This is a genomic window from Arthrobacter sp. zg-Y179, assembly GCF_020907345.1.
Classification (GTDB): domain Bacteria; phylum Actinomycetota; class Actinomycetes; order Actinomycetales; family Micrococcaceae; genus Arthrobacter_B; species Arthrobacter_B jinronghuae.
The window spans coordinates 482,295-497,486 of record NZ_JAJJOB010000005.1 but is presented as its reverse complement, the minus strand read 5'-3'; the positions used below and the strand labels follow the sequence as shown (position 1 = coordinate 497,486).

The window sequence follows — 15,192 nt, the reverse complement described above, 5'->3', positions numbered from 1 at the left end:
CATACGACCAGCGGCCGCCGAGGGTTTTCGTTGACGGCACAGCGGAAGGGCGAAAGATGACTGTCGGTGCCGATATGCCCTCGGACCTCGAGATTTCCCGGGCGGCACGCCTGCTGCCCGTCACGGAGATAGCCCGCCGTGCGTCCATTCCCGACGCCGCGCTGGAACCCTACGGGCGTTACAAGGCGAAGGTTGACCCGGCCCTCCTGCCCGAGGGGCCGGCGCGCGGCCGGGTGGTTTTGGTTACGGCCATGAGTCCCACGCCCGCCGGCGAAGGCAAATCCACCGTGACGGTGGGCCTGGCCGATGCCCTCCAGCGGGCAGGCGAAAACGTGATGATCGCCCTGCGCGAGCCGTCCTTGGGTCCGGTCCTGGGGATGAAGGGAGGCGCCACGGGCGGCGGCTACTCGCAGGTGGTGCCGATGGAGGACATCAACCTGCACTTCACCGGCGATTTCCACGCAATCACCGCAGCCAACAACGCGCTGGCCGCACTGGTGGACAACCACATCTTCCAGGGAAACCAGCTGGGGCTGGATCCGCGGCGCATCACCATCAAGCGGGTGATGGATATGAATGACCGTGCCCTGCGGGACATTGTGATCGGCCTCGGCGGTCCGGCCCAGGGCGTCCCTCGGCAGGACGGCTTCGACATCACCGTGGCATCGGAGGTAATGGCCGTCTTCTGCCTTGCACGGAATCTCTCTGACCTGTCCGGCCGTCTGTCCCGGATCACGGTGGGCTACACCTATGACCGCCGGCCGGTCACCGTTGCGGACCTCGGTGCACAGGGCGCCATGACGCTGCTGCTGCGCGATGCGGTGAAACCAAACCTGGTGCAGACCCTGGCCGGGACCCCGGCACTCGTCCATGGCGGCCCGTTCGCCAACATTGCCCACGGCTGCAACTCGGTCATTGCCACGGCCACAGCACGCCGGCTTGCGGGCATTGTCGTCACGGAGGCCGGTTTCGGCGCCGACCTCGGTGCGGAGAAGTACCTGGACATCAAGGCGCGGGTGGCCGATGTCGCCCCGGCCGCCGTCGTGGTGGTGGCCACCGTCCGTGCACTCAAGATGCATGGCGGAATACCGAAGAGTGATCTGGCCGCGGAGAATCTGCCTGCTCTGCAGGCAGGGACGGCGAACCTGCACCGGCACCTGGAGAATATCCGCCGGTTCGGAATCAACCCCGTGGTGGCGGTCAACCGGTTCAGCACGGATACCGAGGCGGAGCTGCGCTGGCTTATCGACTGGTGCGCGGAGGAGGGCGTGACGGCCGCGGTGGCCGATGTGTGGGCGCAGGGCGGCGGCGGCCCCGGCGGCGACGACCTGGCGGCAGCTGTGCTCCGGGCGTTGGAGCAGCCCTCCGATTTTCGGTTCCTGTATCCGGACGAGCTGCTGGTGGCGGAGAAGATCAGTACCGTGGCCCGGGAAATCTACGGTGCCGCCGACGTCGAATTTTCTCCCCCCGCCCGGCGCCGGCTGCAGGAGATCGAAGAGCGGGGCCTGGAGCACCTGCCGGTCTGCATGGCCAAGACTCCGTACTCCTTCACCGACGACCCCACGGTCCTCGGCGCGCCTGCCGGATTCACCCTCCATGTGCGGGACCTGATCATCAAGACCGGTGCCGGCTTCGTGGTGGCATTGACGGGCGCCGTCATGACCATGCCCGGACTGCCCAGGAACCCGGCGGCGCTGCGCATGGATGTGGCCGCGGACGGCACGCCAAGCGGACTGATTTGAGCTGAACACAGCAATGCCCCCGGTTCCGGAGCCTTCCGAAACCAGGGGCATTGCCGCTGGGGGTCTTAGCGCTCAACCTCGCCGCGGATGAACTGCTCTACCTTTTCCTTGGCGATGTCATCGTTGTACTGCTCCGGCGGCGACTTCATGAAGTAGCTCGAGGCCGAGAGGATGGGCCCGCCAACGCCGCGGTCCAGGGCGATCTTGGCGGCACGCACGGCATCGATGATGACGCCGGCGGAGTTGGGGGAGTCCCATACTTCCAGCTTGTACTCCAGGGACACCGGAGCGTCGCCGAAGTTGCGTCCCTCGAGGCGGACAAAGGCCCATTTACGGTCATCGAGCCACGCGACGTAGTCCGAGGGGCCGATGTGGACGTCGTCGGCCTTCAGGTGGGCCGAGGTGTTGGAGGTGACGGCCTGCGTCTTGGAGATCTTCTTGGATTCCAGGCGCTCGCGTTCGAGCATGTTCTTGAAGTCCATGTTGCCGCCGACATTCAACTGGTAGGTGCGGTCCAGGATGACGCCGCGGTCCTCGAACAGCTTGGCCATGACGCGGTGCGTGATGGTGGCGCCGAGCTGGCTCTTGATGTCGTCGCCGACAATCGGCACGCCGGCAGCGGTGAACTTGTCCGCCCACTCCTTGGTGCCGGCAATGAAGACGGGCAGCGCGTTGACGAAGGCGACGCCGGCGTCGATGGCGCACTGGGCGTAGAACTTCGCAGCCTGCTCGGAGCCGACCGGCAGATAGCAGACCATAACGTCCACCGCGTTGTCCCGAAGGGCGGCAACAATGTCCACCGGCGACGCATCGGATTCAGTGATGGTTTCCCGGTAGTACTTGCCGAGCCCGTCGAGGGTGTGCCCGCGCTGCACGGTGATGCCGGTCTGCGGCACGTCGGCAATCTTGATGGTGTTGTTTTCGCTTGCGCCGATCGCGTCAGCCAGGTCGAGGCCGACTTTCTTGCTGTCGACGTCGAAAGCGGCAACGAACTGCACGTCATTGACGTGGTAGTCGCCGAACTTCACGTGCATCAGGCCAGGGACGGTTTCGTTGGGATCGGCGCTGCGGTAGTACTGGACACCCTGCACCAGCGAAGCTGCGCAGTTTCCAACACCCACAATTGCGACCCGGATGGGGTTCTCGGACACGGTTCTCCTTTGAAGAAAAATGTTGAACGCTGCGCCCCCGGCGCAGACAACCTCCACAGTCTACGTGCTTGGCATCACATCTTCCGTTCGCCCCGGACCGCCGGGTCCTCAGGGCGCTGTTTTCCCCCGTTCCCGTCCGTTTCCCCTCGGTCCCCGCCGTGGCCGAAGCGGCGGCGCACTGGTGGATACTGGACCCATGCAGCCCAACTCCCGGCGCGGTCCGCAGCGCATTGCGGCGCCCTCCCGCAACGATCCGTTCCTGAGGAAGTTCACGGAAGGCATCGGCGGGCCCCTGGGTCGCCATGCCGCCCCCGGCCTCGTCTCGCCCGGATTCTTCACCGTGGAACGGGTGCTGGTCCTATTCACGATCGTCTCCGCACTGCTGGCCGTCCTGATTAAGACACCCTGCCGTGCGGGCGGCTGGAGCACTCCGGACCAGTTTTACTCCACCTGCTATTCGGACTGGCCGGAACTCTTCCGCACCCGGGGGATAGGCGACGGCGTTTTCCCGTTCCTTACGGAGGGTGCGCTTTTTGAGTATCCGGTCCTCCTGGGACTCCTGGCCGGCGCCACCGCCCTGGTTGTGCCCGGCGAAGGGGGCACGGCCTTGAGGTCGCTGCAGTATTTCGACGTCAACGCACTCCTGGCCACGGGGGCGTGGATTGCCACGGTCATAGCGACCATGCGGCTGGCCGGCCGCCGCCCGTGGGACGCTGCCATGGTGGCGGTAGCCCCGGCGGCGATCCTGTCCGTCTTCATTAACTGGGACATTTTCGCAGTGATGCTGGCCACGGCCGGCATGTTGGCTTTTGCCCGGAACCGTCCGGTGGCAGCAGGAGTGCTGATTGGGCTGGGAACCGCACTGAAGCTTTACCCCGTGCTGATTCTCGGCGCCGTGCTGGTGCTCGCGCTGCGGACGCTCCGCCTGCGCCCGGCGGTGCTGACCTTCACGGCTGCGGCAGCAACCTGGCTGGCCGTCAACCTGCCGTTCCTGCTCCGCGATTACGAGTCATGGCGCTTCTTCCTCACGTTCACCGCGGACCGCCCGGCGGGCTACTCTTCCATCTGGTTCGCCTGGAACCTGACCGTGGAGCGGGCCGGCGGAACCGGCGTCGGACCCGAATTCATCAATCTGTGGGCCTACCTGCTGTTTGCGCTGGCGTGCCTTGGAATCGCCGTGCTGGCGCTGCACTGCAGGCGGCGGCCGCGGTTGGCGCAGCTGGTTTTCCTGATTGTGGCGGCCTTCATCCTCACCAATAAGGTCTACTCGCCGCAGTTTGTCCTCTGGCTCATTCCGCTGGTCGCCCTGGCCCGGCCGAGGTGGCTCGACTTCCTGATCTGGCAGTTCTTCGAAGTGCTGCACTGGTGGGCTATCTGGATGTACCTCGCGAAAGAGACCTCCGGCGGCGCCGCCGAGAACAACATCGATTCGCCCTACTACGTGCTGGCTGTTCTGGGCCACGTGCTGGCCACCGTCTATCTGATGTACCGGGTGGTGTCCGACATTCTGGAACCCGACGGCGACCCCGTGCGCCGGGGCGGCGTCGACGATCCGCAGGGCGGACCGTTCGACGGTGCCCCCGACCGCTGGGCCCTGCGGCGGCGAAGGCCGGTATCCTTGGAAACGCATGCGGCCCCGGCGAAAGAAGCACAGTGACCCCCGTTCCATACCGTTCCGAGCAGCTCACCCAAGAGGCGTTCGAGGCGCTCGCCGCCGCGCACCCCGATGTGGTGATCCCGCTGGAGCAAACCCCTTACTGGGCGGATTTTGAGCGGAAGCTTGGCCGCAGCCCGTACGGCATCTGGGCCTATTACGACGGCGACACCCTGGTTGCCACCGCCAGCTACCTCCGCTCCGAACGGCGGCTGCGGCCGTCCCTCGTGGTCGTCAACGGCCCCACCTGGTTCACCACGCGCACGCACAACGCCGAAGCCCGGCTCGTGTCCACTGTGCAGGAACAGTTCCGGACCGATCCCGCCGTCGACCCGCTGTACATCCGGATGCAGATCGCGCATCCGCAGCCGCCCGTCACCGGTCCGCTGGAACACGGCTGGTACGAACGGGAAATCGTCGTCGACCTGACTCCGGATACGGACGAAATCTTCGCGTCGTTCCGTTCCAACGCGCGGAACCTGATCCGCAAGGCGGAGAAGCTGGGCGTCAAGGTCCAGACCATCGAGCGCGCCCGCTGGGCAGAGGTGTTCCGCACGGAACTGTTCCCGATCATGCAGGAAACCGCTTCGCGGGACGGCTTCTCGAGCTTCGAGTCCTCTTTCTACGAAACCCTGCTTACCGAACTCGGCGACCATCTGCGCCTGATGGTGGCGTACATGGACGGACAGGCCGTGTCCTGGCTGATCACCACCGAGTACCGCGGTTACTCGGTTTACTACTTCGCGGCGAGCTCGCACAGCGCCCGCAAGACGAACGCGCCCTACCTGCTGCTCTGGGAGGCCTTCAAGGTCCTCAAGGAAGCGGGCAACACGGCGTGCGGCCTGACCGGGATCGTCAGCGACAACTACCCGAGCCTGATTAACGTCACCACGTTCAAGCGGAACTTCTCCAAGACGGTGGTCACCATCCCCACCACCTATGACATTCCCCTGCATCCGCTGCGGTACGCTCTGGTGGCAAACGCCCTCACGCTGCGGCGCGAGGCACCCGCGAAGCTGCGCGGCCTGCCGGCCTCCGCCAAGGGCCTTGCAGGCCGGATCACCGGACGGAAGGGCGAAAAGGCGGCCTAATGAGCGATGTCAGTGTAGTCGGGGCCGGTCCCAACGGACTCGCGGCGGCGGTCATCATGGCCCGCGCCGGCCTCAAGGTCGAGGTGTTCGAAACCCAGTCCACGGTCGGCGGCGGCAGCCGCACCAAGGAACTGATGGAACCCGGCCACCTGCACGACATCTGCTCCGCAGTGCATCCCATGGCCCTGGCCTCTCCGTTCTTCCGCAGCTTCGGACTGGACCGGCGGATTGACCTGGTGGTGCCGGAGATTTCCTACGCCTCGCCGCTCGACGGCGGCCGCGCCGCACTGGCGTACCGGGACCTGGACCGGACGGTGGAGGGACTCGGAAGGGACGGTGCCGCCTACCGGCGGCTGATGGAGCCGCTGGTCCGGCGCAGCGAGGCAATCACCGAACTGCTGATGGGTTCCCTCCTGAGTGTCCCCCGGGATCCGATTGCGCTGGCGGCCTTCGGACTGGCCGCGCTGGACCAGGGCACGCCGCTGTGGAACCGGCGGTTCGTGGAAGACGCCGCCCCGGCGCTGCTCTCCGGCGTAGCGGCGCATCCGGTGGGGAAAATGCCCTCGCTGCCCTCCGCCGGCGGCGGGCTGATGCTGGGCACCCTCGCCCATTCCGTCGGCTGGCCCATCCCGGTAGGCGGTTCCCAGGGCATCGCCGAGGCGATGGCCGACGATCTGCGGGCGCACGGCGGCACCATCTCCACCGGCCACCGCATCACCTCCCTGGATGAAGTGGCGGGCGCCCGGGCCGTCATCCTCGACGTCTCCCCGTCGGTGCTGCTGGAGCTGGGCGGGGACCGCCTGCCGCCGCGTTATGCGCGGGCACTGGAACGCTTCCGCTACGGCAATGCTGCCTGCAAGGTGGACTTCATCCTCTCCGGCCCGGTCCCTTGGGCCAATCCGGAGATGGCCCGTACCGGCACCGCCCACCTGGGCGGCACCCGGGCGGAATTGGCCGCAGCGGAGGACGACGTCGCGGCCGGCCGGCACCCGGCCCGCCCCTACGTCCTGTTGTCCCAGCCCAGCGGCTTCGATCCCACCCGGGCGCCCGCGGGCCGTTCCGTGCTCTGGTCCTACTGCCATGTGCCCGCCGGATCCACGGTGGACATGACGGAAGCGGTCACCGCGCAGATCGAGCGCTTCGCTCCGGGCTTCCGCGACGTGATTGTCGATTCGCGGGTGACGACGGCGGCGGACCTGGCACAGTACAACGCCAACTACGTGGGCGGGGACTTCGGCGGCGGGGCAGTGACGCTGGCCCAGATGCTGATTCGTCCGGTCCTGTCCCCGAAGCCGTGGCGCACGGCGCTTCCCGGGGTCTACCTCAGCTCGGCGTCAACCCCGCCGGGACCGGGCGTCCACGGGATGGGCGGCCTGCATGCTGCGAAGCTGGCGCTGAGGGACGTGTTCGGGCTGCCGATGCCGTCGCTGGAACCTGTGCAGAGGGCCCGTTAGGGACCTCCGCCTCCCGGCCAATCAGGGGGTTCCACGGCACCCGGGATCCGCCCTGCCTTGGATTGTGATCCCTGTCATAGAACCTTGTATGTTATCGGGTACCGGCACCGCAGCCGGGTACTTGAACTGGGGGAACAAGTCATGGGGGACAGACAAATGGATAGCCGCAGCCCGGTTGATGGCGCGCAGGGGAACCAGGGGGTTCCGCCGCCGCCGCCCGGTCCGGGCATCCAGCAGCAGCAGCACCCACAGCAGCCGCACCAGCCCAATCCCCATGAACCGGCCCCGCAGGCACCGGCTCCGCAGGGCCAATGGCCCCAGACAGCTCCTCCGCCGCCCGGGGGACCCGGACTGCCCGGACAGGCATCGAGGCAGCCGAACCCGAAGCGGCGTAAAGGCCTGATCATTGCCGGCAGTGTTGCCGCTGGACTGCTGGTGATCCTGGGCGTTGGCGGATTCTTCGGCTATAAACACCTCAGCGAGACGACTTACAGTCCCCGGGTGCAGGCAGAGGAGTACCTCCAGGCACTCGTCGACGGGAACGCCGAAAAGGCCCTCAGCATGGCACCGGTTGAATCGGACGACGAGGTGGACACCTCGCTTATGACCAATGAAGCCTTCGAAGCCGCCGAGAACCGGCTCAGCGGCTTTGAGGTGACGGAGGTGGCCGTCGACGGCGACACGGCCACGGTCACGGCAGATATTCGACAGGGCGAGGAAAGTGAGTCCATGACCCTGGAGCTGTCCAAAGCAGGCACTGAGGCTGTGTTCTTCAACAAGTGGAAGCTCGACGGGCCGTTGGATACCTGGACGGTCGACTACCTGGTGGGAGGCGACGTTACGGAATTGACCGTCAACGGGGTAACGGTTCCCGTGAAGCCGGAAGGCAAGCTGGCAGTCTTCCCGGGCGATTACACCTTCAAGGCACCCGAGGGTGACAAGTTCATCCGCTACGGTGACGACATCACGGTGAGCACGGGGCTGATCACCGGCGAAGAGAGCGGCGTGACGGAGATGTCCGTTCTCTACTTCCCGCTCCTGACTGACGCGGTCCGGCCCGAGATTGAGGCCCAGACCGCGGCCCACCTGGACAAGTGCATGCAGTCCACCGTTCTGGTGACGCCGGGATGCCCGAACAAGATGGAAGAAGAAGACCCAAACAACGTCCGGAATATCAAATGGAGCATGCCCAAGGCGCCGACTTACGACGAGATTGACGGCGACCCCCTGGCGCCCTTCCGGGTTGTGGCCAGGGACGGGGAAATCACCTTGAATGCCGAGCTTAAGGTGGGCGAAGACTGGGAACCGGTGGAGGCAAAGGGCGTGCTGTACGAGATTCCTGCAATCGTGACTATCCAGGACGGGAAGCTGACAATGGAGTTCCCCGAATAGCTGCAAAACGTATTGGAGCTTGAGGCCTCGTGTCCCAAGGCCGGTCATGGGGAACTGACAAGGTGGTTCCCCATGACCGTACACATCACCAAAGGGACCTCCTGACGGGCCGGCTGGGGAATCCCTGGGGGACGGGCCCGTAATTGTTACCTCCGTCATGAAACCCGATAAGTTATCGGGTGCCGGCCGCGTAGCCGGGTACTTGAACCGGGGGAGCAAGTCATGGGGGACAAACAGGTGGACTATTACGGGCCGGGGGCCGGAGTGTACCCAGCCGCACCGTCGCCCGATGCCGGCAATGAAAACCAGAAACAGTGGCCAAAGCAGCAGTGGCCTCCGCCGCCCGGTCAGAGCAAGCAAGCGCAGGAACCGGCCGAAGCTGACCCATTGCTGCGCAGACGCCTGATCATCGCAGGGAGCGTCACCGCCGCGGTGCTGGTGGCCCTGATCGTCGGAGGCTACTTCGGCTTCAAGCACCTGAACGAGAACGTGTACGGTCCGCAGGTGCTGGCAGAAGAGTATCTGCAGGCAATCGTCGACGGGGACGTGGAACGGGCCATCGCCATGAGTCCCGAACATAATTGGCAGCACTTCTCCTTGATGACCAATGAGGTCTACGCCAAGGCGGAAAACACGATCACCGGCTTCGAAGTGACCGATGTGGCGGTCACCGACGGCAAGGCCGACATCAGCGTAGACATCGAGCAGGGCGACGACACCCAGGCCGTGACCCTGGACCTGCGCACCGATGGCACTGAGGCGTTGTTCTTTCGCAAATGGAAGCTGAACATCGGTCTGGGGAGCGCCCCGGTGCACTACATACTGCGGGGGGATGCCACTGCCGTGGCCGTCAACGGTGTGGACATTCCCGGCCAGGACATGGAGATGCTCCGAAGCAGCACGATATTTAGTTTCCTGCCCGGCGACTACACCCTGGATGCCTCTGCCGGTACTCCCTACGCCGAATATCCTGACGAGTCGGTGAGTGTGCGGCTGAACCGGGACGGCACTGCTGCTGCTCAGGAACCAACCGTTGACCTGAAGCCGGCTCTGACGGACGCCGGCCGCGAGGAAATTCAGGCCGGGCTAACGGCCCACCTCGAAGAATGCATGAAGTCGACGGAACTGATGCCGAAGGGCTGCCCGAACCAGTGGACGGCCGAGGATCCGGATAGTTACCGGAACATCTCCTGGAGCATGCAGACTGCGCCCACCCTCGACCCCATCGAAAGCGATCCCACGGGACCGTTTTCGGTGAGGGCCGTGAAAGGGGAATTCATCTTGGACTCCGAAGTGAATCGGGGCGGCTCGTGGCAACCGCAGCGGGAGACCTACCAGCTTTACTGGATGTACGCCGATGTGGAGATCAACGGCGAGGACCTGTCCCTCACCTTCGCTGACTGACAGCGCTCCGGCTCCGGACGCCTAGCTACTCGACCGTCAGCTCACCCATCCGGGACCATTCTTCGCCCTCAATGACGGTGTTGATGATCTTCGGGGTTTCCACCAGCGCCGGGACCATGTCCTTCATGGCCTGCTGGAAGTGGTCGCTCTGGACGTGGGCGGCCGCGGCGTCGTCCTTGAACGCCTCGACGAGGACAAACTCGTTGGGGTTTTCCAGGCTGCGGGACCAATCGAACCAGAGATTGCCGGGCTCGGCGCGGGTGGCTTCGGTGAACCCGGCGGTCAGATCCGGCCAGCGCTCGGTCCACTCGGGCTTGACGAGGAACTTGACGGTAATGAAGATCATTTCGGTCCTGCTTTCTTGAGATTTTCCTTGAAATGCCAAGGGTTTTCATCGTATGCCCGGACGGCGGCACCGGGCCACCGGAGGGTGGGACGGACGAAATGGGAAGATGGGTACGTGGCGCACCTCGACGTATCCAACATTGACTATTTCCTCTCCGACGGACGGCAGCTGCTCAACGGCGTCAGTTTCAAGGTCGGCGACGGGCATAAGACTGCCCTGATCGGCCCCAACGGCACCGGGAAAACCACCTTGCTGCGGATTATCGCCGGTGACCTGATGCCGGACGAAGGCACGGTTTCACGGTCAGGGAACATGGGCATCATGCGCCAGTTCGTGGGGCAGGTCCGGGATGACAGTACGGTCCGCGACCTGCTCGTCTCGGCCGCGCCGCCGGCACTCGCTGCCGCTGCCCGCGAAGTGGACGCCGCCGAGCTGGCCATGATGGAGCACGACGACGAGCCCACCCAGATGCGCTACGCCACCGCCATCACCGAATGGGGCGACGTCGGCGGGTACGAGCAGGAGACCGTCTGGGACGAGGTGACCATGGCCGCGCTCGGCCTGCCCTTCGACCGGGCGCAGTACCGCAAGGCCGCAACCCTTTCCGGCGGCGAGCAGAAGCGGCTGGTCCTGGAAGCACTTTTCGCCGGCCCCGACGAGCTCCTGCTCCTGGACGAACCGGACAACTACCTCGACGTGCCCGGCAAACGCTGGCTCGAAGGAAAACTTGCCTCCTCCAAGAAGTCCGTGCTGTTCGTCAGCCACGACCGGGAGCTGCTGGACAATGCCGCAACCCGCATCGTGACCCTGGAGCCGGGCATCAACGGCGCCTCCGCGTGGATCCACGGCGGCGCGTTCGGCAGCTACGTCAAAGCCAGGGAAGACCGCAACGCCCGGTTCGAGGAACTGCGCCGGCGCTGGGACGAGGAGCATCTCAAGCTCAAGGAACTCGTCAACATGTACAAAAACAAGGCCGCGTTCCGCTCCGACATGGCCAACCGCTACCACGCCGCCCAGACCCGGCTGGCTAAGTTCCTCGAAGCCGGCCCGCCGGAAGCCCTGCCCGTTGAACAGAACGTCAAGATGCGGCTGCGCGGCGGCCGCACGGCCAAGCGCGCCGTCGTTGCCGAGAAGCTGGAACTGACCGGACTGATGAAACCGTTCAGTACGGAAATCTGGTTCGGCGACCGGGTGGGGGTGCTCGGCTCGAACGGCTCCGGAAAATCCCACTTCCTGCGCCTGCTGGCACTGGGCGGCAGCGATCCGGATCGGGAACACGAGCCGGTGTCGGAGGTGGAGATCGCCCCGGTACCGCATGCCGGGTCGGTGAAGCTGGGTGCCCGCATCCGTCCCGGGTTCTTCGCCCAGACCATGATGCGCCCGGACCTCGCCGAGCGGACCCTGCTGGACATCCTGCACCGCGGCGATGAACACCGGTCCGGGCTGGGCCGGGAGGCAGCCGCAGGAGCCCTGGACCGTTACGGGCTGGCCGCCTCCTCGGAGCAGAAATTCGAGTCCCTTTCCGGCGGCCAGCAGGCACGCATGCAGATCCTGCTCCTGGAACTGTCCGGCGCCACCCTGCTCCTGCTGGACGAGCCCACCGACAACCTGGACCTGCACTCGGCCGAGGCGCTGGAAAAGGCCATTGACGCGTTCGAGGGGACCGTACTGGCGGTCACCCACGACCGCTGGTTTGCCCGCAGCTTCGACCGGTTCCTGGTGTTCGGCTCCGACGGCAGGGTCTACGAGTCCGAGACTCCGGTCTGGGACGAGAAACGCGTGGAGCGCGTGCGGTAGGGGACAATACTGGCGTGAACGAAAACAGTGCGCAGCCCCTCAACGATGCCGCCCTCCGGCACGAAACCGCCCTCAATAAGGCACTCATTGCCGTCTTCGTGATCTTCGGCCTCAACGGCCTGGTGTTTGCCAGCTGGGCAGCCCGCATTCCGGCCGCCGCCGAGGATCTGGGCATCGGCGCGGCGGGCGTCGGCCTGCTCCTGCTCTTCTCAGCCATCGGATCCGTGGCCGCGCTGCCGCTGGCCGGTTCGGTGGCGCAACGCATCGGCACCGCAGGCACCGTGCGGGCCGGCGGAATTACGACGTCGGCGGCCTCCCTGGCTATTGCCGCCGGACTCAGTCTGGGCTCGATTCCGTTGACCGGTGCCGGCCTGCTGGTCTTCGGCGTCGGCATTGCCGGCTGGGATGTCGCCATGAACCTGGAGGGTGCCGACGTCGAACGCCGGGTGGGCCGGACGGTGATGCCCAAGTTCCACGGCGCGTTCAGCGCCGGGGCGTTTGTTGGTGCCATGATCGGCGCGGTGCTCTCCGCCCTGGGCGTCTCGCTGTCCCTGCACCTGCTGGGCATCCTGACGGTTGTCTGCATCGCGGTGCTGATTGTGCCGCGGAATTTCCTCCAGCTGCCGCACCATGCTGCCGCCGGCGGAACCGACGCGACGGCTAAACCCTCCCGGTTCGGTGCCTGGCGGGAGGGCCGGACGCTGCTGATCGGCGTCGTCGTCCTGGGTGCGGCACTCACCGAAGGTGCGGCAAATGACTGGGTGGCCAAGGCGACCGTGGACGGACTGGGTACCAGCGAGTCCGCCGGTGCCGTGATGTTCGGTGTCTTCGTGGCAGCCATGACCCTTACCCGCTGGTTCGGTGCCCGGCTGATCGACCGGATGGGCCGCGTACCGGCGCTGCGGGTGTGCATGAGCGCCTCCCTCGCCGGCCTGCTGCTCTTCGTTTTTGCCCCGAACCTCGGGCTCGCCGCCCTCGGTGCCGTGCTGTGGGGCATCGGTGCGGCACTGGGCTTCCCTATGGGCATGTCTGCCGCCGGGGAAGATCCGGTCCATGCTGCCGGCCGGGTATCGGTGGTGTCCACCATCGGCTACATGGCCTTCTTCGTCGGCCCGCCGGTGCTTGGTTTCCTGGGCGAGCACTGGGGTGTGCGCAACGCCCTGCTGGTGGCGGGCGCGGCCATGCTGGTTTCCATTGCTTTTGCTCCTGCTGCCGCCGAGCAGAAGACCAAGCCCGGATCCGCCTAAAGCTGCGGACCGTTTCTGTCCGCAAAGGACGGGCGCGGCGGGCCTCCCCGGTCCTACCCTCGACGCATGTCCTTTTCACCACAGTCCACGCCGTTGATTTCCGCCGAGGGGCTGACCAAGGTCTATTCCTCGAAATCCGGTCCTGTGCATGCTCTGGACGGACTGGACATAACTGTCCCTGAAGGAACGGTGACCGCTTTGCTGGGCCCCAACGGGGCCGGGAAAACGACTGCCGTCAAGGTTCTCACCACCCTGATCCGGCCCAATTCGGGTACGGCCGTTATTGACGGCATAGACGTCCTCACCGACCCCAAAGAAGTACGCCGCATCATTGGAGTGTCCGGCCAGTACTCCGCCGTGGACGAAAACCTCACCGGTATCGAGAACCTGGACATGGTGGGGCATCTGTACCACCTGCCCGCCCGGCGCGCGAAGGAACGGGCAATCGAACTCATCGACATGTTCGAGCTGTCCGACGCCGGCAACCGTCCGGTCAAGGGCTATTCCGGCGGCATGCGCCGCCGCCTTGATCTCGCCGGCGCCCTGGTGAACCAACCCCGGGTCCTGTTCCTGGACGAACCGACAACGGGGCTGGATCCGCGGTCCCGGATCGCACTGTGGGGCGTCATCACCGACCTCGTGGCCCGGGGGACCACCCTGCTGCTGACCACCCAGTACCTGGAGGAAGCGGACCAGCTGGCTGACAAGGTGGCCGTGATCGACGAGGGGAAGGTTATTGCCGAGGGCACCTCGGATGACCTGAAGGCACAGATCGGCGGGCACCGCGTAGCGGTGGCACTGCATCGCCAGGAGGATGCTGACGAAGCAATGTCCATCCTGGGCCGGCACGGTTCCGGTGAGCCGCACGTTTCCGGCGACGGCCGGACGCTGGAGGTCGCCGTCGTCGACGGTCCCGCCGCGCTACAGCGCATCCTGTCCGAGCTGGAGGCCGACGGCATCGAACTGCATGATGCCGGCATCCGCCGCCCCACCCTGGACGACGTCTTCCTGCAGCTCACCGGCAAGCCTGCCGAAGCGGACAGCGAAACGGAGAAAGAGGAGGTACGCCCATGAGTGCGGCAGTTTCGGCCACCGGCATCCGGGCCGGCACCCCAAGCCTTCCGGCACGTTGGGCCGGCGACGGCTGGACGGTCACCAAGCGGAACCTGATCAAGATCAAGCGCTCACCGGACATGATCATCTTCGCCGTGCTGCAGCCGATCATGTTCGTGCTGCTGTTCAGCCAGGTCTACGGCGGGTCCATTGCTGTGGCGGGGACGGACTACACCCAGTTCCTGATGGCGGGCATCTTTGCCCAGACCGTGGTGTTCGGGTCAACGTTCTCCGGCTCGGCCATGGCACAGGACCTGAAGGAGGGGATCATTGACCGGTTCCGGACCCTGCCGATGAGCCCGTCCGCGGTGCTGATCGGCAGGACCAACGCCGACCTGGCGCTCAACGGGATCTCCATGGTCATCATGATGGGAACCGGCCTGCTGGTGGGCTGGCGGGTGAACTCCACACCGGGCCGGTTCCTGGCCGCCATCGGGCTGCTCTTGCTGTTCTCCTACGCCTTCAGCTGGGTCATGGCCCTGCTTGGTATGTCGGTGCGTTCACCGGAGACAATCAACAACGCGTCCTTTATGATCCTGTTTCCCATCACCTTCATCTCCAACGCATTTGTACAGAGTTCCAACCTTCCCGGCCCGCTGGAGACTTTTGCGGACTGGAACCCGGTTTCGGCACTTGTGCAGGCCGTGCGCGAGCTGTTCGGCAACCTCGGCACCGCCCCCGTGCCGGACACCTGGCCGATGCAGAACGCCGTTGCCACGGTGCTGATCGGCGCGGCGGTGATGCTTGTGATTTTTGTGCCGCTGGCAGTGCGGAAGTTCGAATCGATCAGCTCCCGGTAGC

12 protein-coding genes are annotated in these 15,192 nt (G+C 65.5%); 10 read left to right on the top strand and 2 right to left on the bottom strand.

Going from position 1 to position 15,192, the window contains the following annotated elements:
- Positions 1–56 precede the first annotated feature (56 nt).
- Positions 57–1,742: a formate--tetrahydrofolate ligase gene (locus LOC56_RS05540; RefSeq protein WP_229951227.1), complete on the top strand. Its 1,686-nt coding sequence runs from the start codon at positions 57–59 to the stop codon at positions 1,740–1,742.
- A gap of 65 nt (positions 1,743–1,807) precedes the next feature.
- Here LOC56_RS05540 and LOC56_RS05535 read toward each other — a convergent pair whose 3' ends face one another.
- Complete coding sequence (locus LOC56_RS05535) at positions 1,808–2,893, bottom strand: inositol-3-phosphate synthase (protein WP_229951225.1); 1,086 nt, start codon at positions 2,891–2,893, stop codon at positions 1,808–1,810.
- Positions 2,894–3,089: 196 nt separating this feature from the next.
- On the opposite strand from LOC56_RS05535, the gene LOC56_RS05530 reads away from it, so the two are divergent.
- From LOC56_RS05530 to LOC56_RS05510, 5 genes are all read left to right on the top strand, one after another.
- A complete protein-coding gene (locus LOC56_RS05530; protein ID WP_229951223.1) occupies positions 3,090–4,550 on the top strand; it encodes a glycosyltransferase family 87 protein in 1,461 nt (486 codons plus the stop codon).
- On the top strand, positions 4,547–5,638 hold the full coding sequence (locus tag LOC56_RS05525) for a lipid II:glycine glycyltransferase FemX (protein WP_229951221.1): 1,092 nt from the start codon (positions 4,547–4,549) through the stop codon (positions 5,636–5,638). Before LOC56_RS05530 ends, LOC56_RS05525 begins: the two co-directional genes overlap by 4 nt.
- Positions 5,638–7,092 carry a phytoene desaturase family protein gene (locus LOC56_RS05520; protein WP_229951219.1) on the top strand — a complete coding sequence of 485 codons (1,455 nt, stop codon included), beginning with the start codon at positions 5,638–5,640 and terminating at the stop codon, positions 7,090–7,092. The genes LOC56_RS05525 and LOC56_RS05520 overlap by 1 nt, the downstream gene beginning before the upstream one ends.
- A gap of 156 nt (positions 7,093–7,248) precedes the next feature.
- A complete protein-coding gene (locus LOC56_RS05515) occupies positions 7,249–8,484 on the top strand; it encodes a hypothetical protein (protein ID WP_229951217.1) in 1,236 nt (411 codons plus the stop codon).
- Between the two features lie 387 nt (positions 8,485–8,871).
- Positions 8,872–9,888 (top strand): hypothetical protein, encoded by a 1,017-nt coding sequence (locus tag LOC56_RS05510; RefSeq protein ID WP_229951215.1) that lies wholly within the window; start codon positions 8,872–8,874, stop codon positions 9,886–9,888.
- 25 nt (positions 9,889–9,913) lie between these two features.
- Here the strand turns inward: LOC56_RS05510 and LOC56_RS05505 are convergent, their stop codons facing one another.
- Positions 9,914–10,234, bottom strand: a complete 321-nt coding sequence (locus LOC56_RS05505) for a putative quinol monooxygenase (protein WP_229951213.1) — start codon at positions 10,232–10,234, stop codon at positions 9,914–9,916.
- A gap of 114 nt (positions 10,235–10,348) precedes the next feature.
- On the opposite strand from LOC56_RS05505, the gene LOC56_RS05500 reads away from it, so the two are divergent.
- The 4 genes from LOC56_RS05500 (at position 10,349) to LOC56_RS05485 (ending at position 15,191) form a co-directional block, all read left to right on the top strand.
- Positions 10,349–12,031, top strand: coding sequence for an ABC-F family ATP-binding cassette domain-containing protein (locus LOC56_RS05500; RefSeq protein WP_229951211.1), 1,683 nt, complete (start codon positions 10,349–10,351; stop codon positions 12,029–12,031).
- Positions 12,032–12,045: 14 nt separating this feature from the next.
- Positions 12,046–13,278 (top strand): MFS transporter, encoded by a 1,233-nt coding sequence (locus tag LOC56_RS05495; protein ID WP_442860068.1) that lies wholly within the window; start codon positions 12,046–12,048, stop codon positions 13,276–13,278.
- Positions 13,279–13,344: 66 nt separating this feature from the next.
- Positions 13,345–14,352, top strand: a complete 1,008-nt coding sequence (locus LOC56_RS05490) for an ATP-binding cassette domain-containing protein (RefSeq protein ID WP_229951210.1) — start codon at positions 13,345–13,347, stop codon at positions 14,350–14,352.
- Complete coding sequence (locus tag LOC56_RS05485) at positions 14,349–15,191, top strand: ABC transporter permease (RefSeq protein WP_229951208.1); 843 nt, start codon at positions 14,349–14,351, stop codon at positions 15,189–15,191. The genes LOC56_RS05490 and LOC56_RS05485 overlap by 4 nt, the downstream gene beginning before the upstream one ends.
- Position 15,192 lies beyond the last annotated feature (1 nt).